This window comes from Streptomyces sp. Je 1-332, assembly GCF_040730185.1.
Taxonomy (GTDB): Bacteria; Actinomycetota; Actinomycetes; order Streptomycetales; family Streptomycetaceae; genus Streptomyces.
Window position 1 is genome coordinate 7,528,258 of the sequence record NZ_CP160402.1, and the last position, 19,888, is coordinate 7,548,145.

Consider the following 19,888-nt stretch of genomic DNA (forward strand, 5'->3'; position numbering starts at 1 on the left):
CCGCGCCTGCCCCCGGCAACGCGATGAACCTCAGCCTATCGAGATCCATTGTCAAGGCCGAACCGCGGCACCACCCCGACCCCGGGGCTCTGCAAGGACCGTACCCTTGCGGCCATGCGAAGCGGCTCGATCCCGGGCGCCTCAGGGCGCGTACGACCCCTGACCCTGCTCGGTGACCCCGTGCTGCACACGGCCTGCGAGGAGGTCACCGACTTCGGCCCCGAACTGGCCCGGCTCATCGAGGACATGTACGCCACGATGTACGCCGCCCAGGGGGTGGGCCTCGCCGCCAACCAGATCGGCGTGAACCGGCGGGCGTTCGTGTACGACTGCCCCGACGACGACGATGTGCGCCATCTGGGGCACGTGGTGAATCCGCGCCTCGTGGTGGCGGACGGGGTCAGTGTGCGCGGCCCCGAGGGCTGTCTGTCGCTGCCGGGCCTCGAAGCGGGCACCCCGCGCTTCGACCACGCCGTGGTGGAGGGCGTCACCATGCTCGGCGAGCCGGTGCGGGTCCGCGGGACGGGCTGGTTCGCGCGCTGCCTGCAGCACGAGTGCGACCACGTGGAGGGCGGCGTCTACACCGATCACCTCGCGGGCTGGCGGCGGCGCAGGGTTCTGCGGGCCGCCGCCAGGGCGTCCTGGAGCAGCTGACTTCCGGCGGTCGGCCGGTTCTGAGCGGGTTTCAGAACCCGGGGCCGCCGACGCGGTCGCCCGCCGCGGCGAGCCGCCCCCACAGCAGGTCGGCCAGGCTGCTGACCAACTCCGCGCGCGGGCACGGCCGTTCGCCGAGCCACCAGTCGCCTGCCGCGTGCATCATGCCGACGATGCCGTGCCCCCACACGCGCGCGAGCTGCGCGCTGCCGGGACCGAGGTCGACCCGCTCCTCTATGACCTGGGCGAGCTCCTCGCCCATGCGGCGAAGGACGGGTGCGGAGTGCAGGCCCACGTCGAAGCCCTGGTCGCCGGGGGCCGCGGCGTCCGAGGGGTGCATGAGGAAGCGGTAGACCTGCGGGCGGGCCTCGATCGCCGCGAGGTAGGTGTCCAGGGTCTGTTCGACCCGCTCCCGGCGCTCGGCCGGGGCGTCCAGGGCGGCGCGCAGCGCTTCGAGGAGCGCGTCGGTGTGCCGCTTGGCGAGCGCGGCGTACAGTCCGCCCTTGTCGCCGAAGTGCCGGTACAGGATGGGCTTGGTGATGCCGGCCTCCGCGGCGATGGCGTTCATCGAGGCTCCGGGGCCGTCGCGCAGCACCACCCGGTCGGCGGCCTCCAGCAACTCGCGCCGCCGGCGCTCGGCAGACCGCTGCTGATCGGTCTGCTGTGTGGTGGTCTCCATAGCGTTTCTCTCCCCGCCCGTGCGATTGCGTGACGCACGCGCAACGTAACACCCCGGGCGTGGCGCCGATCGAACGGGCGGCCGGGAGTTGACATCGGCTACCGGCCGGTAACAGACTCCAGTTACCGCAAGTAACGTACGTCTTCACCGCAGGTCCTGGAGGGGTCATGGCCGAGTTCACCATGGAGCTCAACGACGAACAGAAGGAGGTCAGGGACTGGCTCCACGGGTTCGCCGCTGACGTGATCCGTCCCGCGGCCGCCGAGTGGGACGAGCGCGAGGAGACGCCGTGGCCGATCATCCAGGAGGCCTCGAAGCTCGGGATCTACTCCCTCGACTTCTACGCCCAGCAGTTCTTCGACCCCTCCGGCCTCGGCATTCCGATGGCCACCGAGGAGCTCTTCTGGGGTGACGCGGGCATCGGCCTGTCCATCATGGGCACGGGCCTCGCCGCGGTCGGCGTTCTCGCCAACGGCACCGAGGAGCAGATCGGCACCTGGATCCCGCAGATGTACGGCGACGTGAACGACGTCAAGGTCGCCGCCTTCTGCTCCTCCGAGCCCGACGCGGGCTCCGACGTGGCGGCGATGCGCACCCGCGCCGTCTACGACGAGGCCAAGGACGAGTGGGTCCTCAACGGCACCAAGACCTGGGCGACCAACGGCGGCATAGCCAACGTCCACGTCGTCGTCGCGGTCGTCGACGCCGAGCTCGGCTCCAAGGGCCACGCCTCCTTCATCGTCCCGCCGAGCACCCCCGGCCTCTCCCAGGGCCAGAAGTTCAAGAAGCACGGCATCCGCGCCTCGCACACCGCCGAGGTCGTCCTGGAGGACGTCCGCGTCCCCGGCCACTGCCTGCTCGGCGGCAAGGAGAAGCTCGACGAGCGCCTCGCCCGCGCCCGTGAGCGCGCCAAGGCCGGCGGTGAGCGCGTGAAGAACGCCGCGATGGCCACCTTCGAGGCGTCCCGCCCGGCGGTCGGCGCCATGGCCGTGGGCACGGCGCGCGCCGCGTACGAAGAGGCCCTCGAGTACGCCAAGACGCGTACGCAGTTCGGTCGCCCGATCATCGACAACCAGGGCATCGCCTTCCAGCTCGCCGACATGCGTACGCAGATCGACGCGGCGCGTCTGCTCGTCTGGCGTGCCTCGTGGATGGCGAGCACGGGCAAGAAGTTCGAGTCGGCCGAGGGCTCCATGTCCAAGCTGTACGCGAGCGAGGTCGCCAAGAAGGTCACCGCGCAGGCGCTGCAGATCCTCGGCGGCAACGGCTTCACGCGGGAGTACCCGGTGGAGCGCATGCACCGCGACGCGGCGATCTACACGATCTTCGAGGGGACGAGCGAGATCCAGCGCCTGGTGATCGCGCGCACGCTGTCGGGGATGCCGATCCGGTAGGCATCGAGTCGCCGTCGGCGACCGAAGAGTGGTTCGGGAGATGGACAGGCAAGTTTGCAAGTTTGCCTGTCTGTCTCCTACGGTCGTTTCATGACCGGTAAGCCTGAGGACGCGACCCCCGAGCAGGTCGCCGCAGATCTCACGGCCGTCATCGGACGCGTCGTGCGACGGCTGCGGACGGCGTCACCCGGGGTCGGGCTCAGCGCGTCGCAGCGCACCGTCCTCGCCCTCCTGGACCGGGAGGGTCCCGCCACCACGGCCGCTCTGGCCCGTGCGGAGCTCGTGCGGCCGCAGTCGATGCGGATGACGGTGGGCGCCCTGGAGAGCATGGAGCTGATCGAGCGCGCCCCCGATCCGAACGACGGGCGGCAGTCCGTCGTCTCCGTGACGGACAAGGGCCGCCGCACCCTCGCGGACGCGCGCGCCGCCAAGCACGGATGGCTTTCGGGTGCCATCGCCGACGGCCTCGACGCCGACGAGCGGCGCCAACTGGCCGACGCGGCTCAGCTGTTGGAGCGGCTGGTGCAGCAGTGAGCGCGCGGTCCACCGCACGTACCGGGCCGAGGCCCGACGCCGCCGCCGACGGTCAACTCCCCGGTCACACCCACGCATAGAGAGATCCGAGCCATGACTGCCACCACACTCGACCCCACCACGGCCCTCGTCCTGGTCGACCTCCAGAAGGGCATCACCGCCCTGCCCACGGCGCACCCGTCCGCGGAGATCGTCGAGCGGTCCGCCCGCCTCGCCGACGCCTTCCGCGAGCGTGGCCTGCCCGTCGTCCTGGTCCGGGTCACCGGCGGCGCCCCCGGGCGCACCGAAGGCCCGGTCCGCGGCGGTGAAGCGCCCGCCGACTGGGCCGACCTGGTCCCCGAACTCGGCCGCCGGGACAGCGACATCGTCGTCACCAAGCAGCAGTGGGGCGCCTTCTACGGCACCGACCTCGACCTCCAGCTGCGCCGCCGCGGTGTCACGCAGGTCGTCGTCGCCGGTATCGCGACGAGTATCGGCGTCGAGTCGACGGCCCGCGCGGCGCACGAGCACGGTTACCACGTCACGGTCGCCGTCGACGCCGTGACCGACATGGACGCCGACGCGCACCGCAACAGCGTCGAGAAGATTTTCCCGAGGCTCGGCGAGACGGACACGGCGGAGGCGATCGCGAAGCTGCTGTGAGCGGCGCTACGGCCTGTACTACGGCTTGTACACATACGGCGTCGTGACGCTCAGCGGCACGAAGCCGAGGCGTCGCAGGATCGGGCGGCTGTCGTCGGTGGCGTCCACCTGGAGGTAGCGGTATCCGCGCTCGGCGGCGATGCGGGCACGGTGGGCGACCAGGGCGCGGTAGATGCCCTTGCCCCGCCACCGCGGGGCGGTGCCGCCGCCCCAGAGTCCTGCGAAGTCCGTGCCGGCGCAGAACTCCGTCCGGGCCGAGCTGACCGGCTCGTCGCCCGCCATCGCGACCACCGCCGCGACGGCCTCCGGGGTCTCGGTCAGCTGGGTGAGGACGCGCCTGGCGAGGCGTTCGCCGAGTCCCGAGCTGCCCTCGCCGAACGCCACGTCGTGGGCGTCCGCCATGAGCCGTACGCCGCGCGCGTCGGTCACCGGCAACAGACGTACCCCTTCGGGCAGTTCGGGCTCCGAGGGCAGGTCGGCGACCTCGGCCACCATCACGGTCTCCGGCGGCTCGGGAACGAAGCCGGCCGCCCGCAGCCGGTCGGCGAGGTCGGCGGGGCGGTCGTGGGAGTGCAGCTTCCACTCGAACTCGCGGCCCAGAGACGTGAAGTGCCGCACCTGCTCGGCGATGACGGCGTCCGCCGTTGCGGCGTCGACGTCCGCCCAGTGGACGCCGTTCCAGTCGTGCGCGGCGCCGGTCTGCCGGACGACGGCCCCGTCACGTTCGACGCGAGCGCCGGGGCTGTCCGGCTGCGCGCCGCGCCGGAGCTGCTCGTCGTAGGCGGCCAGTACCGCTTGATGATCCATGCGGGTACTCCAGCAGCGGCGATGAGGGGCGGCAACCGAATTAGGGGCGGGTCACTCCTGCCATCGACAGCGCAGGGCTGCGGTGGCGAAGCCGGGGCCGAAGGCGACCATGACGCCGCGGGCGCCGTCGGCGGGGGGAGCGGCGTGGGTACGCTCGAGCACCCTCAGGACGCTGACGCCACCGAGGTTGCCCTCGTCGGCGAGGGTGTCGGTGGAGTGGCGGGAATCGTGCGGGGTCAGCCCGAGGGCGGTGGCGGTGTCGGAGATGATGCGGGGGCTGCCGGGGTGGATGACGGCGAAGTCAGGCGTCTCTGTCGGGCCGTACCACTGTGTGAAGTGGGGCAAGACCTCTGCGGCCGCGCTGAGAGCCTTCTTGCTGGAGTCGAAGTGGATTCCGTCCACGTCGATGCGACCGCGCTGCCGATCGAGGCTGTCGGCCAGGACGTACTCGAAGGTGTCGTCGATCACGAGTCCCGGCCCGAGTGGGCTGTCCGTGACCACGGCCGCAGCCGCCGAGTCCCCGAACAGGGCCTTGTAGATCATCGATTCGATGCTGGTGTCGGAGTGCTGGTAGATGGCGGACAGTACCTCCGCGCCCACCACGAGGATCTTGCTTCCGGGGCGTGCGGCGACCAGTTCCGCGGCACGGATGAGGGCGTGGGTCCCCCCGGGGCAGGCCACAGTTGTCAGCGCTATGCGGCGCACCGTAGGGCGCAGGCCGAGACGTTCGATGAGGTTGACGTCGAGATTCGGAATCGCCCAACTCGTGGTGTGCGTGGTGACGATCGCGTCGATGTCCGTGGCGGTCGTTCCGGCCGCGTCGAGGGCCGCGATGGCGGCGCGCTCGGCCATGGCGAGAGCATCGTTGAACGCCACGCGAGCACGTTCTCCCATGTCGGCCGAGCCGGAGACCGTGGGCGAGTCCAGAGGCCGGGTGAAGTGACGGGTGCGCACTCCGCAGTTGCCGATGACACGGAGGATCGCCCGGAGCCGGGGGTGGCCACCGTGATGGGCGATTATGTCGTCGGCTATCTCGGAGGTAGTGACTTTGTGTTCACCCAGAACTGTCGTGGGTCTGGAGACATGGACGGGCACGAGGCGACTCCCACGGGGGCTTGGTCGGATGTGGGGAATGGGCCACAACGTACTTCATGGTACTTCCGGCGTCCCCCCTCCGAACCGCGGAGGCAACAGACTTGATCTGCCGTCAGTGCGCGCGCAGCATGGGCGCGCGCGTGTGGCCACGCTGTGCACCTGCATGGAACACGAGGATCATGAGGCGAGCTCCGGGCGCGGTCAAGGGCTGCGCAGCGCACATGGTGACCCAGCCCGGGCCCTGTTCGGCGTGGAGCAGCGGACGCTCGTCGCCGTCCGGGTGAGGATAGGGATTCCCGGCATCGTAGGGAGCGGCGGTCTCTGGATCGGCGAGGACTTCCTTTTCTATCTGGCGCAGAGTGCCGTCCTCCGGACGCGACGCGAGGGCGCCCCGCAGCTGCGGCAGAACCATGGGCGCCCAGGCGTTGTGCCAGTCCAGCAGAGTCCGGCGGCCGACGGGGTCGAGAACCATCCATCGCATGATGTTGCCGGGAACATCACGGCCGGGGAACATGGCAGTGAGTGCGTCGTTATAGGCGAGCATGTCCCACGAGGCATCTGTGACGTACGCCATGTGCCGGACACCGTCAACCGCCTCCTGCCACACTCCGGGCACTTCCTTCCCGGAGGACGGATGAAGGGGCCCCGGCGGCTCCTGCAGCAGCGCGTACCGACACAGCGACACCCACTCCTGCTCATTGAGCCCGAACAGCTGCGCCACATCCCGCAACAGCGAGGCGGGCGGGTTGGGGTAACTGCCTGACTCCAGGCGGTGGTACGTCCCGATGGCCCGGTGCAGGAGCTGGTCCACCTGGTGCTGGGAGAGGCCCCGGGCGCGGCGGCCCTGGCCTGTGGGGCGGCTGAAGCCGTGCGACTCGGGGGCGATGAGGGCGCGTCGTTCGCGGAGCAGAGCGCGGAGCGCCGTCTTGTTCATGGTGGGTAATCCCTCTTGGTGCACGCCGAGTTGAGCATCAGCAGTCTAAATATTCCCACCAGATTTGGTAGTAAAGATTGCCCGAAGAAAAACGATCAGTCGATGTTGCATCATGGTCGCAGCGGGACCGCCGACCTGCTAGTTCCATCGTCGGCGGGCACGCGGACACAACTGTGGGGCATCTTGACCGAGGAGCTCGAAATTGGCTGAAATTCCTCGGTGTTGGATACCCCCTAGGCCCATTGGGCCGCTGCGGGACGAGTATGGATCGGTTGTTCGTATTCCGATGTGTGTGGTCGGAAACGTCGCACTCGGGACGTACGGCGCATGACTTCCCGAATCGGTTCCTGGGTCCACTGGCTGCGGCCGGTGCCGTCACTCGCCATTACGTAGCGGCCACGGTACCGGCCGCCCGCGGTTGCCCCCGGGCGGTTCCCCCGGTGAGAGCGTCAGCCGGCGGGAAGCTGCTCCTCGGCGCGCGCCAGAATCTCCGTCACGCGCAGCCCGAACCGCACGTCGCAGGCGTGCGGCCGGCCGGATCGCGCCGACTCGACAAGCGCGTCGACCGCCGCGCGGAACGCGTCGAGCGCGCCGCCTCCCGACGGCATCAGCGCGATCCCCGCCTCGCCGCGCAGCTCCACCGTCGACCCCGAAGCCTTCGCGGGTGTGCTCAGGCTCAGCGTCGCGGTGCTCGAAGCGCCGCCGCTGTGCCGCAGGATCAGATGGACCAGGTCCGCGAGGCCGGCCGCCGCCTTCACTTCGGTCACATCGCCGAGCACCGGCAGCAGGACGGAGAGGGCGTGCGGGCCGACGTCCCACAGGCCGCCCCGCTGCGCCCGCCACGGCGAGGAGAACGGGCTGGAGCCGTCCGCCGCGTAGAACGAGCTGTACCAGTCCGCGCGTCCGGCGAACCAGCCCTCCGTCGCCGCCTGCTCCGTCACCCACGTCGCCGTCGGCTCGGCGAAGCGCAGCGTGCAGAAGACCACGGACGCCACCTGGGCCGCCTCGGCGGCCGCCGCGAGGTCGCGCGCGGCGGTCACCGTCGTGGCCACCGGCTTGTCCAGGAGCAGATGGCAGCCCGCCGCCGCGGCCCGTGCGGCGAGCGGCGCCTGCACGTCCGGCGGTACGGCGAACGCCACGGCGTCGCTCGCGGCGAACAGTTCGTCCACGTCCGCGTAGGCGGTGGTCGCGTGCGCGGATGCCAGCGAGGCTGCCGCGTCGGGCCGCCGGCCCCATACACCGGTCAGCTCCACGTCGGGGTGCGCCGCGAGCGCCGGGGCGTGCGTGGACGAAGCCCAGGGGCCCGTGCCGACCAGCCCCATTCGCAGTCTCTTCATGGTCGGCATTATGGCTGACTCCATACCGCCGGCGATGACGACGCCCAGTTCCCGCAGGGCAGTTGGCCGTTCTTCGCCCGTGTGCCCACGCCGCACATGGCTTGATCTCGGGATCGAACTCGTCGGTAAGGAAAGCCCATTCACCCGCTATGGCGAATTCCGCTTCACTTCGCTTTGTCTCCGTTCGCTTCTCCGGACTTTCGTGCCCGCGCTGGAGTGATCAGCAAGTTCGCCCCGATATCTTCTGTAGCCTCCGCAGAGAGCGTGGGCATATGCGCCCGCCGTGCAGGCTTTCCTCACGCCCCCAGGGGCGCCGTCCGGCGCCCCGCCGACCCGCGAAACGGAAGAGCTCGTATGAACGACGCGACGGAACGTCCTGTACTGGCACGCGAGTTGGGAATGGAGCCGCACCCGGAAGGCGGCTGGTTCGTCGAGACCTGGGCCTCGGGCCACTCCTTCACGCCCACCGGTTACCCCGGCACGCGTACGGCGGCCACCGCCATCTACTTCCTGCTCTGCCCGGGCGAGGAGTCACGCTGGCACGTGGTGCGCTCCGACGAGATCTGGCTGTGGCACCGCGGCGGCCCCCTGGACCTGCGCCTCGGGGGCGACGGCGCGCTCCCGAAGGAGGGCGCTGCCCCCATGCGCCTCGGGCCGGGCATCGAGCACGGTGAGCGCCCGCAGATCCTGGTGCCCGGGGGTGTGTGGCAGGCGGCGCGCCCCACCGGCGGTGAGCCGGTCCTGGTCAGCTGCGTCGTCGCGCCCGGTTTCGACTACGCGGACTTCCGGCTCGCGGACTGAAGCGGCGGCGTCGCGGACATCTCCCGCCGGGCGTGCACGGTCGTGGCCGTCGAGCGCTTCCCCCGGTGTACGACCGCGACCGCCGCGAGCCCGACCGCGAGACCCGACGCCGTCTGTATGCCGAAGGGTTCGCCGAACATCAGCGCTCCCCACAGGGCCGTCACCGGCGCCATCAGGAACATCAGGGTGTTGACCTGAGTGACCCCCGAGCGCCGCAGGATCAGCCAGTAGAGTCCGTACCAGCCGAAGGTGGAGAGCGTCACCAGCCAGCTGATCGCCACCCAGAACGACGCCTCCATCGGCGGCGTCGCGGCTCCCGCGCCCACGGCGAGCGCCGTGAAGATGACCGCGCTGGTCACGCAGTGGGCCAGGATCCTCGCCGTGTTCGACGCCTCGCGCGACTGGGCCGAAGCGCACAGCGGCAAGGGCTGCAGCATGGTCAACGCGCACGCCGAGATCAGTGACCCCGCGCACCCCGCGTACCGGGTCATCACCGGCCAGAAGGCCTGGATGCTCGCCCTGTTCACCGGCCTCGCCCGCGAGATCGCGCCCCGGCGGGCGGCGAAGCTGGGGCGGACGCTCATGCTGCTGCACGAGGGCGCCCTGGTCGCACACGGCCTGCGCATCTTTCCGGACGCGATCGAACACGCCCGTGACGAGGCGGCGACGCTCCTGCGTGCCGCTCGCGATGCCGCCGCTGCCGCTGATGAAAAGCGCAGGTGACAGGCCCTTTGGGGAAGTCTTTGCCGTTGGCCGGAATGTGTCGTTCCGTGTTGGCGGCTCATTGACCGCGCGCAGTTACGGGGAGCACGCTGACCATATAGCTGCCCTTTACACCTAGTGGGATCTACACCTAGATCCGCACCTAGTTCCTCGGGTGGTGGCGCACAGGCAGCGTGAAGCAGGAGGTAGCGCATGTGTGGCATTACTGGCTGGGTCTCTTTCGACCGTGACCTGCGATCCGCGTCCGGCACGCTGGACGCGATGACCGAGACGATGTCCTGCCGCGGCCCCGACGACCGCGGCACCTGGATCGAGGGCCCGGCCGGACTCGGGCACCGCAGGCTCGCGATCATCGACCTGCCGGGCGGGCGCCAGCCCATGACCGTGCGGACACCGCACGGCACCGTCGCCCTCGTCTACTCGGGAGAGACGTACAACTACACCGAACTGCGTCGCGAACTGGCCGGGCGCGGACATGAGTTCACCACCGAATCCGACACCGAGGTCGTCCTGCGCGGCTACCTGGAGTGGGGCGAGGCGGTCGCCGAACGGCTCAACGGCATGTACGCCTTCGCGGTGTGGGACGGCAGGCACGACAAGCTCGTCATGATCCGCGACCGCATGGGCATCAAGCCCTTCTACTACTACGAGACCCCGGACGGCGTCCTGTTCGGCTCCGAACCCAAGGCGATCCTCGCCAACCCGCTGGCCCGCGCCCGGGTGACCACCGACGGACTGCGGGAGCTGTTCACCTTCGTCAAGACGCCCGGACACGCCGTGTGGGACGGCATGAACGAGGTCGAGCCCGGCACTGTCGTGACGGTCGACCGCTCCGGCCTGCGCCGCCACGTCTACTGGCAGCTGCAGACCCGGCCGCACCCCGACGGCCGCGACGAGTCCGTCGCCAAGGTGCGCGAACTCCTCGACGACATCGTGCGCCGCCAGCTCGTCTCCGACGTGCCGCGCTGCACCCTGCTCTCCGGCGGTCTCGACTCCTCGGCGATGACCGCGCTCGCCGCACGTCAACTCGGCGAGGTGGGCGAGACCGTACGCAGCTTCGCCGTGGACTTCGTCGGCCAGAGCGAGAACTTCGTCGCCGACGCGCTGCGCTCCACCCCCGACACGCCCTACGTGCACGACGTGGCCAAGGCCGCGGGCACCGATCACCGCGACATCGTCCTGGACTCGCACGCCCTGGCCGACCCCGAGGTCCGGGCCAGGATGATCCGCGCCCGCGACCTGCCCATGGGCTTCGGCGACATGGACGCCTCCCTCTACCTCCTCTTCCGGGCCATCCGCGAGCACTCGACGGTCGCGCTGTCGGGGGAGTCCGCGGACGAGGTCTTCGGCGGCTACCTCCAGTTCTTCGACGAGGAGGCACGCTCGGCCGACACCTTCCCCTGGCTGGTGAAGTTCGCCGAGCAGTTCGGCGACGACGCCGACGTCCTGCGCCCTGACCTGACCGCCGCCCTCGACCTGCCCGCGTACATCCAGGGCAGCTACGACACGGCCGTCGCCGGAATCCAACGCCTCGCCGGCGAGAGTGACTTCGAGTTCCGGATGCGGAAGATCTGCCACCTTCATCTGACCCGCTTCGTACGCGTCCTGCTCGATCGCAAGGACCGCGCGAGCATGGCGGTCGGCCTCGAGGTGCGGGTGCCGTTCTGTGATCACCGTCTTGTCGAGTACGTCTACAACGCCCCCTGGTCCCTGAAATCCTTCGACGGCAGGGAGAAGAGCCTGCTGCGGGAGGCGACCGCGGACGTCCTGCCGCGCTCCGTGTACGACCGCGTGAAGAGCCCCTATCCCTCCACGCAGGACCCCAAGTACGCCATCGCGCTCCAGGGGCACGTCAAGGATCTGCTCGCCGAGTCCGCCCACCCGGTCTTCGACCTCGTCGACCGGGACCGGGTGACGCGGGCGGCGGAGCGCGACGTACCCCAGATCACGCAGGCGTCCCGGCGTGGCCTCGAACGCACGCTGGACCTGGCGCTCTGGCTCGAGATGTACAAGCCGGAGATCTCCCTGGACTGATCCGGGGAGGACCCGGCTCTCACTGCCCCGAGCAGCTGCGGACCGTCGGCTGAGGTGGCACCCGTTCCTCGGGGGCGGGCTCCACCGCGGCCGCCGTGGTCGCGAGGGTGTCGAGGAAGCGCTGGAGCGCGGGCGCGCCGTCCGGGCCGACGCTGCGGCGGATCGGCGGCACGGTCACCGGAGCGTCGGAGCCGCGCCGGGCCCCGGCGTTCGGGCAGGGGAGATCCGTGGCGTCGACGGTCGCGGCCCGGCGTATGAACTCATCGACCGTAAGGCCGAGTTGGTCCGCGTTCCGCTGGACCGCTGCGTACTCGTCGGGTGTGAACAAGACCTGCACAGGCTTGGCACCGTCCATGAACGCATGATGCCGTCCTGGGGGTGTGCCGCGCGGTGCGGTTGGCATATTCACGCTCGAAGGCGTGAAACGGACCGGACTCGACATGAACGGTCGGAAAGAGAGGTAGGCCCCGACCGGACGGGGGAATCGCGATCGGGACCTACGTACTGTTCAACGGTGAACCAACCACCGATGTTCCCAGGTGGCAGCCCCACGGCTGTGAGCTGCGTTACGTGCCGGGAGGGTACTCACGTCGACGAAAGGCGGGCCGCGCGCATCTGCAGGTAGCGCGTCTCGGGGACGCTCAGGGTGCGCTTGGCCGCCAGCTGGTAGGCGGCGCGGGCCGCGTCCGTCTCGCCCGCCCGTTCCAGGAGATGGGCGCGCACGGCATCGAGCCGGTGGTGGCCCGCCAGCCGGTCCTCGAGCGTCGCGACCTCGTCGAGCCCGGCGCGTGGCCCGTGGACCATCGCGAAGGCCACGGCCCGGCTGAGTTCGGCCATGGGTTCGGGAGCACGCCGTACGAGGATGTCGTACAGGGCCAGGATCTGCGGCCAGTCGGTGTCGTCGGCGCGCGTGGCCTCGTCGTGCAGCGCGGCGATCGCCGCCTGCAACTGGTAGACGCCCGCCGGGCCTTGGGACAGGGCCTTCTCGACCAGCGCGGAGCCTTCCTCGATCGCGCGGCGGTCCCAGCGTGAGCGGTCCTGCTCGTCGAGCGGGATCAGTTCCCCGTGCGGTCCGGTCCGGGCCGCGCTGCGGGCCTCGGTGAGCAGCATGAGCGCGAGCAGTCCGGTCACCGCGCCGTCACCGGGCAGCAGCGTACGCACGGAACGGGTGAGCCGGATCGCTTCGCGCGCCAGGTCAGAGCGGTGCAGGGCGCTGCCGGACGTCGCCGTGTATCCCTCGTTGAAGATGAGGTAGAGCACCTGGAGCACCACCGCGAGCCGCTGATCGCGGTCCTCCGGGCCCGGCTGCCGGAACGGCACCCCCTTGACCTTCGCCTTCGCCCTGCTGATGCGCTGCGCCATCGTCGCCTCGGGAACGAGATGCGCACGCGCGATCTCGGCCGTGGTCAGGCCGCCGACCGCGCGCAGCGTGAGCGCGACCTGCGCGGCCGGGCTCAGCGCCGGATGACAGCACAGGAAGAGCAGGGTCAGGGTGTCGTCGTCGGAGGGCGCGCGGCTCTCGCCCGGCGCGGGCGCCGTGAGGGCGTCCCGGGGCGACAGCTGGGCGGCCTCCTCCTCACGTCTGCGCCGCGCCTCGTCACTGCGCAGCTGATCCATCAGCCGCCGCGACGCGACCCTGATCAGCCAGCCGCGCGGATTCTCCGGAACACCCTGCTCGGGCCATTGCCGGGCCGCGGCGAGCAGAGCCTCCTGCACGGCGTCCTCGGCCTCGCCGAAGTGCCCGTACCTGCGTACGAGCGCGCCGAGGACCTGCGGCGCGTGGAGGCGCAGCAGGTCCTCGACCACGGCGGTGCCGTTCAGCACGCCTCGTCGGGGCCGCTCATGATGGGGCGGATCACGACGGGGTAGTTCGGCGCGCCCTCGGGAACGGGGCACTGCTGGATGCGGTTGGCGATCTCCGTGACGCGGTCCAGGCTCGCGCAGTCGAGAACCCAGTACCCGGCGAGGACCTCCTTCGTCTCGCCGTAGGGGCCGTCCGTGATGACCGGCCGGCCGTCCTTGTCCACGTCGACAAGACGGGTCTGCGCGGGCTCGGCGAGGCCCTGCCCGTCGACGATCTCGCCGGACTCGGCCAGGTCGTCGTTGAGCGCGCCCATGAAGGCGAACATCGCCTGCAGGTCCTTCTCGCTCCACGCCGGGCTGGTCGAGTTGCCCTTGCCGCTCTGCGCCTCGTAGTCCGCCTGCGTTCCCTGAACCATCACCAGGTACTTCATGATGTCGCTCCTCGGCTGTGCGGTGTGGTCACCCCTTGTGGGCAACTCTCACAGGGGACGTCGGAGCGGACGACCCGTTCTCGACATTACGCCGGAACAATTTTCACGCCCTGTCGAAGCGACGTACGGTCCGACCATGACGACGTACGGTCCGACCATGACGACGTACGCACAGCGAGCCGACCAGTTCCGCGCCCTGCACCGCACCGGCGAGCCCCTGCTGCTGCCCAACGCCTGGGACCACGCCTCGGCGGCGGCGCTCGCCCACGGCGGCTTCCCGGCGATCGGCACCACCAGCCTGGGGGTGGCGGCAGCCGTCGGCAAGGCGGACGCCACGGGCGGCACACGGGAGGAGACCCTGCGTCTCGCCCACGGCCTGGCCCGGCTGCCCGCGCTCATCACCGTGGACATCGAGGGCGGCTTCAGCGACCGGCCCGGGGAGGTGGCGGCGCTCGCGGCGGAGCTCGTCGGGGCGGGAGTGGTGGGCGTGAACATCGAGGACGGCCGCCCGGACGGGACGCTGACCGACACGGCCCTGCAGTGCGAGCTGATCCGGGCCGTCAAGGAGAGCGCCCCCGACCTGTTCGTCAACGCGCGCACCGACACGTACTGGCTGCGCGCCGGGGGAGCGGGCGAGACCGAGCGCCGGGCCGCTGACTACCAGCTGGCGGGCGCCGACGGTGTGTTCGTGCCCGGCCTCCAGGACGAGAAGGTCATCGGGGGGCTGGTCGACGGGCTGGCCGACGCCCCGCTGAACATCCTCTTCGCGCCGGGCGCCCTGACGTACAGGCGCCTCGCGGAGCTCGGCGTGCGCCGGGTGAGCAGCGGCTCGCTGCTGTTCCGCGCCGCGCTGCACGGAGCCGTCGAGGCGGCGCGCTCGATCGCCCGCGGGGGCGCGGTGCCGGAGGACCTGCCCTCGTACGCGGACGCCCAGGCGCTCTCGGCGGCTTACGGCGATGGCGTGTAGGGCGGCGTCGGGGGCGGGTCGTCCTTGTCGCGCTTCTTCTCGTCCCCGTGCCCCGGCCACCACGCCGCGTGCCCGATGAGGGCCGTCAGCGCGGGCGTGAAGATCATCGCCATGACGAAGGCGGCGATGAGGATGCCGAAGGAGAGGGAGAAGCCCATCTGGGAGAGCGTCGAGTTGCCCGCGAGCATCAGCGTCGCGAACGTGCCCGCGAGGATCACGCCCGCCGAGCCGATCGTCGGGCCCGAGTGCCGCACCGCCGTGCCCGCCGCGTCGTGCGGGCCGCGGCCCGCGCGGGCCTCCTCGCGCAGCCGCGACACCATCAGGATGTTGTAGTCCGTGCCGAGGGCGACCACGAACAGATACATGATCACGGGCAGCATGAACATCAACCCGGGCTGACTGCCGACCTGTTGGAACAGCAGCGAGGTCGCGCCCAGGGTCGCGCCGAAGCCGAGCGCGACCGACAGCATCAGGTACCAGGGAGCCACCAGGCTCCGCAGGAGCAGGCCGAGGATGACCATGATGGCGAGCGCGGCCACCGGGAAGACCACCGAGTAGTCGCGGTCCACGGCCTTGTTGATGTCCACGTACACCGCCGTCGTCCCGCCGACGAGCGCCTCGGTGCCGGCCGGCGCGTCCTCGTGGGCGATCGGCCGCAGGCGGTCCTTGACGGTCTCCAGGGCCGTGTCGGACGCGGGCGGGACCGAGAGCACCACGGAGTACGACGCCGTCGCGCCGTCCGGGCTCAGACGGGGAGCGGTGACTTCGCCCACGCCGCTTACCTCGTCCAACTGGCCTCGGAATGCGGCCGTCTGGGCTTTCGGGAGCGGCCCGTCGTCCGTCGAGGTGAGGTAGACGAAGGTCGGGTCGGTGGTGCCCGCGGGGAAGCCCTTCTGGAGGTTCTTCAGGGCGACCATCGACTCCTTGTCCTTGGGCAGCGAGGAGCCCGCCAGGTCGAAGTTGGCCTTGTAGCCGAGCGCGCCGAGGGTGAGCGCGCCCATGAACAGCGCCGACACCAGGGCCCAGACGGCGGGCTTACGGGCGATGGACGCGCCGAGGCGCGCGAAGCCGGTGCCCTGCGGCTCCCGCTGCCACGACTTCGAGGGCCAGAACACCTTCGTGCCGAGCAGCGAGACGACGGCGGGGACCAGCGTGAGCCCGGCGAGCAGCGTCACGAAGACCGCGATGGCCAGAGCGGGGCCCATGGACCGCAGCATGCCGAGCGAGGAGAGCGTGAGGGCGGCGAACGCCACGATGACGGCGCCCGCGGCCGAGGTGATCGCCTCACCGACCCGCTCGACGGCATGCACCATGCCGCCCTTGGGATCCTCGCCGGCCCGCAGGGCCTCTCGGTAGCGGAAGAGCAGGAACAGGATGTAGTCCGTGCCGACGCCGAACAGGACGACGGTGAGCAGTTCCTGGATGGAGGAGTCGGCCTTCATGTCGAAGGCCTTGTTGGCGGAGGCGATCAGGCCCGTCGCCATCGGCGAGATGAGGCCGATCAGGACCACGGGGAGCAGCGCGATGATCGGGCTCCGGAAGATCACCAGAAGCAGCACGATGATGATCACGATGGTGCCGACCCCGACGAGGATCCCGGCCCGCTCCGACGCGTCGCTCTCGTCGAGCGCCTGGGCGGCGGAGCCGGTGATCCCGGCCGAGAGGTCCGTGCCCTTCAGCTCGGGCTTGAGGTCCGAGCGCAGATCCTCGACCGCGTCCTGCTGAGCGGTGTCCTCGGGGTTGGTGATCTTCGGCATCGCGACGACCGACGTCTGCACGAGCTTGTTGGGGGAGACCGCGCCGGGCACGACCGCCTGCACCTGGGGGATCTTCTTGGCCTGCAGATCCTTGGAGACGCGGGTGACGTCCGCGGAGTCGGCCGCCGTCAGCTTTCCGCCGTCGGAGCGCTGGAAGACGATGATCGCGCCGACGTTCTGCTGTTTGGGGAACTCCGCTTCCTGCACGTCCGCCGCGCGAATGGACTCGTAGTGGTCCGGGAGGAAGCTCGCCTCGTCGCTGCTGGAGGTGAGTTTGGGCGCCAGGGAGATCACGGCACCGGCCACCACGACCCACGCCAGGATGATCCACCACGGGCGACGGACCACGAATCGGCCCAGGCCAGAGAACATCGGCTGCTGCCTCTCGTCGCCCCCGAGGCGTAACGATGCGTCCTGACCAAGGATCTTCCGGACCGGGCGGCCCCGCCACCTGAGCCGTTCGGCGCAAGGGCGGGAGCGCGCCCGGAGCCCGCGAGGGCCGCGCGCGACGTCAGAAGTTGATCATGTGCCCGGCCAGGCCGTGCACCGCTTCCTTGACCGCCTCGCCGAGCGTCGGGTGCGCGTGCACGTTGCGGGAGACCTCGTGCACGGTCAGGTCCCACTGCTGGGCCAGGGTCAGCTCGGGCAGGAGCTCGGTGACGTCCGGGCCGATCAGATGGGCGCCGATGATCTCGCCGTACCGCGCATCGCTGATGATCTTCACGAAGCCGACGGTGTCGCCGAGGCCGTGCGCCTTGCCGTTCGCCATGAACGGGAACTTGGCGACCTTGACGTCGAAGCCCTTCTCCTTGGCCTGCGCCTCGGTCCAGCCGAAGCTGGCGATCTGCGGCTGGGAGTAGGTGGCGCGCGGGATCATCGGGTAGTCGAGCTCCATCGTCTCGGCGCCCGCGAGGGTCTCGGCGGCCACGACGCCCATCGCCTCGGCGGTGTGCGCGAGCATCAGCTTCGCGGTGACATCACCGATGGCGTAGATGTGCGGCACGTTCGTCCGCCCGCGCCCGTCGATGTCGATGGCGCCGCGCTCGGTCAGCGCCACGCCCGCCGCCTCCAGACCGAAGCCCGTCACGTTCGGCGCGAAGCCGATGGCCTGGAGGACCTTGTCCGCCTCCAGGACCTCCTGCTTGCCGTCCTTGCCCGTCACCGTGACCTTGACCTTGGCGCCGGACTCGTCGATCGACTCGACGCGGGTCGAGGTCTTCACGTCGATGCCGAGCTTGCGGTACTGCTTGGCAAGCTCCGTGGAGACGTCCGCGTCCTCCAGGGGCGCGACACGGTCCAGGAACTCGACGATCGTGACCTTCACGCCGTAGTTGTGCAGGACGTAGGCGAACTCGATGCCGATGGCGCCCGCGCCCGCGATCACGATGGACTCCGGCACGGAGTCGGCGAGGATCTGCTCCTCGTACGTCACGACCCGCTCGGAACGCCGCGTGCCGGGCAGCAGCTTCGGCGTCGCGCCCGTGGCGATGATGCAGTTCTCGAACGTGATCGTGTCCGTGGAGCCGTCCGACTTGGCGACCTGGAGCGTGTTCGCGTCGAGGAAGGTGCCCCGGCCGTCGAACTCGGTGATCTTGTTCTTCTTCATCAGGAAGTGGACGCCCTTGACGCGGCCGTCCGCGACCGTGCGGCTGCGGTTGAACGCCTCGCCGTAGTCGAAGGACACGTTCCCGTCGACCTTGATGCCGTACGTCTTCTGCTCGTGCGTGAACAGATGGGCCAGCTCCGCGTTGCGCAGCAGCGCCTTGGTCGGGATGCAGCCGACGTTCAGGCAGACACCTCCCCAGTACTTCTCCTCGACGACCGCGACCCGCTTGCCCAGCTGGGCGGCGCGGATGGCGGCCACATAGCCGCCGGGTCCTGCTCCGAGCACGACGACGTCGAAGCGGTCTTCCATGGGGAGGTCCTCTCTGGTGGTACGTGTCCGGTGACACGTATCCGGTGGTGGGTGACTCGCGCACGTCCGATCATGCGTCATCCGGCCGTCTCGCGGGCGGTGGGGTGTCCGATGTCATGCCGCCCGCCCTGCCCCGTTTCCCCAACCACCCCTGAGGGTGTGCCCGTTGGTGATCCGTCCCAGGTTCACCCGGTCGTGAGTCACGGGATGGTGCGCGTACGAGGGTTTGCTCCGCGAGGCATAGCCATACACAATGGCCGCATGATCCAGCACCTGACCGCCGCCGCGAGGACCTTCCAGGTTCCGTGGCGCTGTGGGTGCGAGCGATCGGGTCGCTAGCTGCCCGGGGATTCGTCTCCAGCCGTCCGGAGTTTCCTCTCCGTGACGCCGCCCGCTCACTCACAACTGAAGGATCACCATGGCCGTGGTTTCCCCTGCCGTCTCTCCTGCCGCCCCCGCCTCTCCCACGCTGCGTGACGCCCGCGTACCCGCCGACGGCATGTACGAAGGCCGCCGCACCCTGCGCCGCGTCCCCGAGGGCTGGGAAGAGCGCCCGTACGAACTGATCGACGTCGTCCCCCAGGGGCGCCTCATCGGCGCCGAGATCCGTGGTGTCGACCTCGCTCGGCCGCTCACGCCCGCCCTGCGCGAGGAACTCAACCGCGCCCTCCTGGAGTGGAAGGTGCTCTTCTTCCGGGGCGCCGGAATCACCTCCGAGCAGCAGCGCGCCTTCGCCCTCAACTGGGGCGAGTTGGAGACCAACCCGCTGCTGGCGCGCGGCTCGGCCGAGGACGTCGTGCGGTTCGACAAGGGCGGCAGCGCGACACCCACGTACGAGAACGTCTGGCACGCCGACGTCACCTTCCGCGAACGCCCCGCGCTCGGCGCCGTCCTGCAGCTGCGCGAGGTGCCGCCGGTGGGCGGCGACACGATGTGGGCGGACATGGCGGCCGCGTACGACAACCTCCCCGACGAGGTGAAGGCCCGCATCGAGGACGCCCACGCGGTGCACGACTTCATACCCGGCTTCGTCCGTTTCTACGGACCCGAGAAGCTGATCCCGCTCCAGGAGCAGTTCCCTCCCGTCACGCACCCCGTCGTGCGCAGGCACCCGGAGACCGGGCGGAAGATGCTCTTCGTGAACACGTCCTTCACCACGCACATCGTGGGCATGGAGCGGGCCGAGAGCGACCGGCTCCTGAGCTACCTGGTGCGGCAGGCGCAGGTCCCGGAGTACCAGGTGCGGTTCCACTGGCAGGCGGGTGACGTCGCCTTCTGGGACAACCGCTCCACCCAGCACTACGCGGTCGACGACTACGCCCCGCACCGCCGCGTGGCCGAACGCGTCGCGATCGCGGGCGACCGCCCGTACTGACCCACT

The 19,888-nt window shown here is 70.2% G+C and carries 18 protein-coding genes and 2 pseudogenes; 9 read left to right on the forward strand and 11 right to left on the reverse strand.

The features are described 5' to 3' along the window. The first annotated feature begins 114 nt into the window (after window positions 1–114). Window positions 115–654, forward strand: a complete 540-nt coding sequence (gene def, locus ABXJ52_RS33880; RefSeq protein WP_367047471.1) for a peptide deformylase — start codon at window positions 115–117, stop codon at window positions 652–654. A gap of 31 nt (window positions 655–685) precedes the next feature. On the opposite strand, the gene ABXJ52_RS33885 is transcribed toward def, so the two are convergent. Beyond that, window positions 686–1,333 carry a TetR family transcriptional regulator gene (locus ABXJ52_RS33885; protein ID WP_363207121.1) on the reverse strand — a complete coding sequence of 216 codons (648 nt, stop codon included), beginning with the start codon at window positions 1,331–1,333 and terminating at the stop codon, window positions 686–688. 167 nt (window positions 1,334–1,500) lie between these two features. Between ABXJ52_RS33885 and ABXJ52_RS33890 the strand changes: the two genes are divergently transcribed. The 3 genes from ABXJ52_RS33890 (at window position 1,501) to ABXJ52_RS33900 (ending at window position 3,903) form a co-directional block, all read left to right on the forward strand. Beyond that, window positions 1,501–2,727, forward strand: coding sequence for an acyl-CoA dehydrogenase family protein (locus ABXJ52_RS33890; protein ID WP_367047473.1), 1,227 nt, complete (start codon window positions 1,501–1,503; stop codon window positions 2,725–2,727). Between the two features lie 90 nt (window positions 2,728–2,817). After that, on the forward strand, window positions 2,818–3,261 hold the full coding sequence (locus ABXJ52_RS33895; protein ID WP_367047475.1) for a MarR family transcriptional regulator: 444 nt from the start codon (window positions 2,818–2,820) through the stop codon (window positions 3,259–3,261). Between the two features lie 93 nt (window positions 3,262–3,354). Then, window positions 3,355–3,903 carry an isochorismatase family protein gene (locus ABXJ52_RS33900; RefSeq protein WP_367047477.1) on the forward strand — a complete coding sequence of 183 codons (549 nt, stop codon included), beginning with the start codon at window positions 3,355–3,357 and terminating at the stop codon, window positions 3,901–3,903. An 18-nt stretch (window positions 3,904–3,921) separates the two neighbouring features. Here ABXJ52_RS33900 and ABXJ52_RS33905 read toward each other — a convergent pair whose 3' ends face one another. From ABXJ52_RS33905 to ABXJ52_RS33920, 4 genes are all read right to left on the reverse strand, one after another. Continuing rightward, complete coding sequence (locus tag ABXJ52_RS33905; RefSeq protein ID WP_367047479.1) at window positions 3,922–4,710, reverse strand: GNAT family N-acetyltransferase; 789 nt, start codon at window positions 4,708–4,710, stop codon at window positions 3,922–3,924. 51 nt (window positions 4,711–4,761) lie between these two features. Continuing rightward, window positions 4,762–5,805 carry a PhlD gene (locus ABXJ52_RS33910; RefSeq protein WP_367047481.1) on the reverse strand — a complete coding sequence of 348 codons (1,044 nt, stop codon included), beginning with the start codon at window positions 5,803–5,805 and terminating at the stop codon, window positions 4,762–4,764. 112 nt (window positions 5,806–5,917) lie between these two features. Further along, window positions 5,918–6,739, reverse strand: a complete 822-nt coding sequence (locus ABXJ52_RS33915; RefSeq protein ID WP_367047483.1) for a helix-turn-helix domain-containing protein — start codon at window positions 6,737–6,739, stop codon at window positions 5,918–5,920. A 449-nt stretch (window positions 6,740–7,188) separates the two neighbouring features. Further along, on the reverse strand, window positions 7,189–8,085 hold the full coding sequence (locus tag ABXJ52_RS33920) for a Gfo/Idh/MocA family oxidoreductase (protein ID WP_367047485.1): 897 nt from the start codon (window positions 8,083–8,085) through the stop codon (window positions 7,189–7,191). A gap of 345 nt (window positions 8,086–8,430) precedes the next feature. Here ABXJ52_RS33920 and ABXJ52_RS33925 point away from each other — a divergent pair, with 345 nt between their 5' ends. After that, window positions 8,431–8,877 carry a cupin domain-containing protein gene (locus ABXJ52_RS33925; protein WP_367047487.1) on the forward strand — a complete coding sequence of 149 codons (447 nt, stop codon included), beginning with the start codon at window positions 8,431–8,433 and terminating at the stop codon, window positions 8,875–8,877. Here the strand turns inward: ABXJ52_RS33925 and ABXJ52_RS33930 are convergent. Next, window positions 8,850–9,242, reverse strand: a pseudogene (locus ABXJ52_RS33930) (EamA family transporter); the annotation flags it as partial. The gene ABXJ52_RS33925 and the pseudogene ABXJ52_RS33930 sit on opposite strands and share 28 nt — an antisense overlap. A gap of 4 nt (window positions 9,243–9,246) precedes the next feature. Between ABXJ52_RS33930 and ABXJ52_RS33935 the strand changes: the two are divergent. Then, window positions 9,247–9,600 (forward strand): annotated as a pseudogene (locus ABXJ52_RS33935) (TetR/AcrR family transcriptional regulator); the annotation flags it as partial. Window positions 9,601–9,792: 192 nt separating this feature from the next. Continuing rightward, the gene (gene asnB / locus ABXJ52_RS33940; RefSeq protein WP_367047489.1) at window positions 9,793–11,634 is read left to right on the forward strand and encodes an asparagine synthase (glutamine-hydrolyzing); all 1,842 of its coding nucleotides are present in this window, start codon (window positions 9,793–9,795) and stop codon (window positions 11,632–11,634) included. Between the two features lie 19 nt (window positions 11,635–11,653). On the opposite strand, the gene ABXJ52_RS33945 is transcribed toward asnB, so the two are convergent. The 3 genes from ABXJ52_RS33945 to ABXJ52_RS33955 form a co-directional block, all read right to left on the reverse strand. Then, a complete protein-coding gene (locus tag ABXJ52_RS33945) occupies window positions 11,654–11,989 on the reverse strand; it encodes a hypothetical protein (protein ID WP_367047491.1) in 336 nt (111 codons plus the stop codon). A 230-nt stretch (window positions 11,990–12,219) separates the two neighbouring features. Next, window positions 12,220–13,455, reverse strand: coding sequence for a sigma-70 family RNA polymerase sigma factor (locus ABXJ52_RS33950; RefSeq protein ID WP_367049458.1), 1,236 nt, complete (start codon window positions 13,453–13,455; stop codon window positions 12,220–12,222). Next, window positions 13,452–13,868, reverse strand: coding sequence for a YciI family protein (locus ABXJ52_RS33955; RefSeq protein ID WP_367047492.1), 417 nt, complete (start codon window positions 13,866–13,868; stop codon window positions 13,452–13,454). The genes ABXJ52_RS33950 and ABXJ52_RS33955 overlap by 4 nt, the downstream gene beginning before the upstream one ends. 136 nt (window positions 13,869–14,004) lie before the next feature. On the opposite strand from ABXJ52_RS33955, the gene ABXJ52_RS33960 reads away from it, so the two are divergent. Beyond that, the gene (locus tag ABXJ52_RS33960) at window positions 14,005–14,835 is read left to right on the forward strand and encodes an isocitrate lyase/phosphoenolpyruvate mutase family protein (protein ID WP_367047493.1); all 831 of its coding nucleotides are present in this window, start codon (window positions 14,005–14,007) and stop codon (window positions 14,833–14,835) included. Here ABXJ52_RS33960 and ABXJ52_RS33965 read toward each other — a convergent pair. Both ABXJ52_RS33965 and lpdA read right to left on the reverse strand, forming a co-directional pair. Further along, on the reverse strand, window positions 14,817–16,964 hold the full coding sequence (locus tag ABXJ52_RS33965; protein ID WP_367047495.1) for an MMPL family transporter: 2,148 nt from the start codon (window positions 16,962–16,964) through the stop codon (window positions 14,817–14,819). The two genes, ABXJ52_RS33960 and ABXJ52_RS33965, sit on opposite strands and share 19 nt — an antisense overlap. A 139-nt stretch (window positions 16,965–17,103) precedes the next feature. Continuing rightward, complete coding sequence (gene lpdA / locus ABXJ52_RS33970; RefSeq protein ID WP_367047497.1) at window positions 17,104–18,507, reverse strand: dihydrolipoyl dehydrogenase; 1,404 nt, start codon at window positions 18,505–18,507, stop codon at window positions 17,104–17,106. 418 nt (window positions 18,508–18,925) lie between these two features. Between lpdA and ABXJ52_RS33975 the strand changes: the two genes are divergently transcribed. After that, entirely contained in the window at window positions 18,926–19,882 is a 957-nt protein-coding gene (locus ABXJ52_RS33975; RefSeq protein ID WP_367047499.1) for a TauD/TfdA family dioxygenase, read from the forward strand. The last annotated feature ends 6 nt before the right edge of the window (window positions 19,883–19,888 follow it).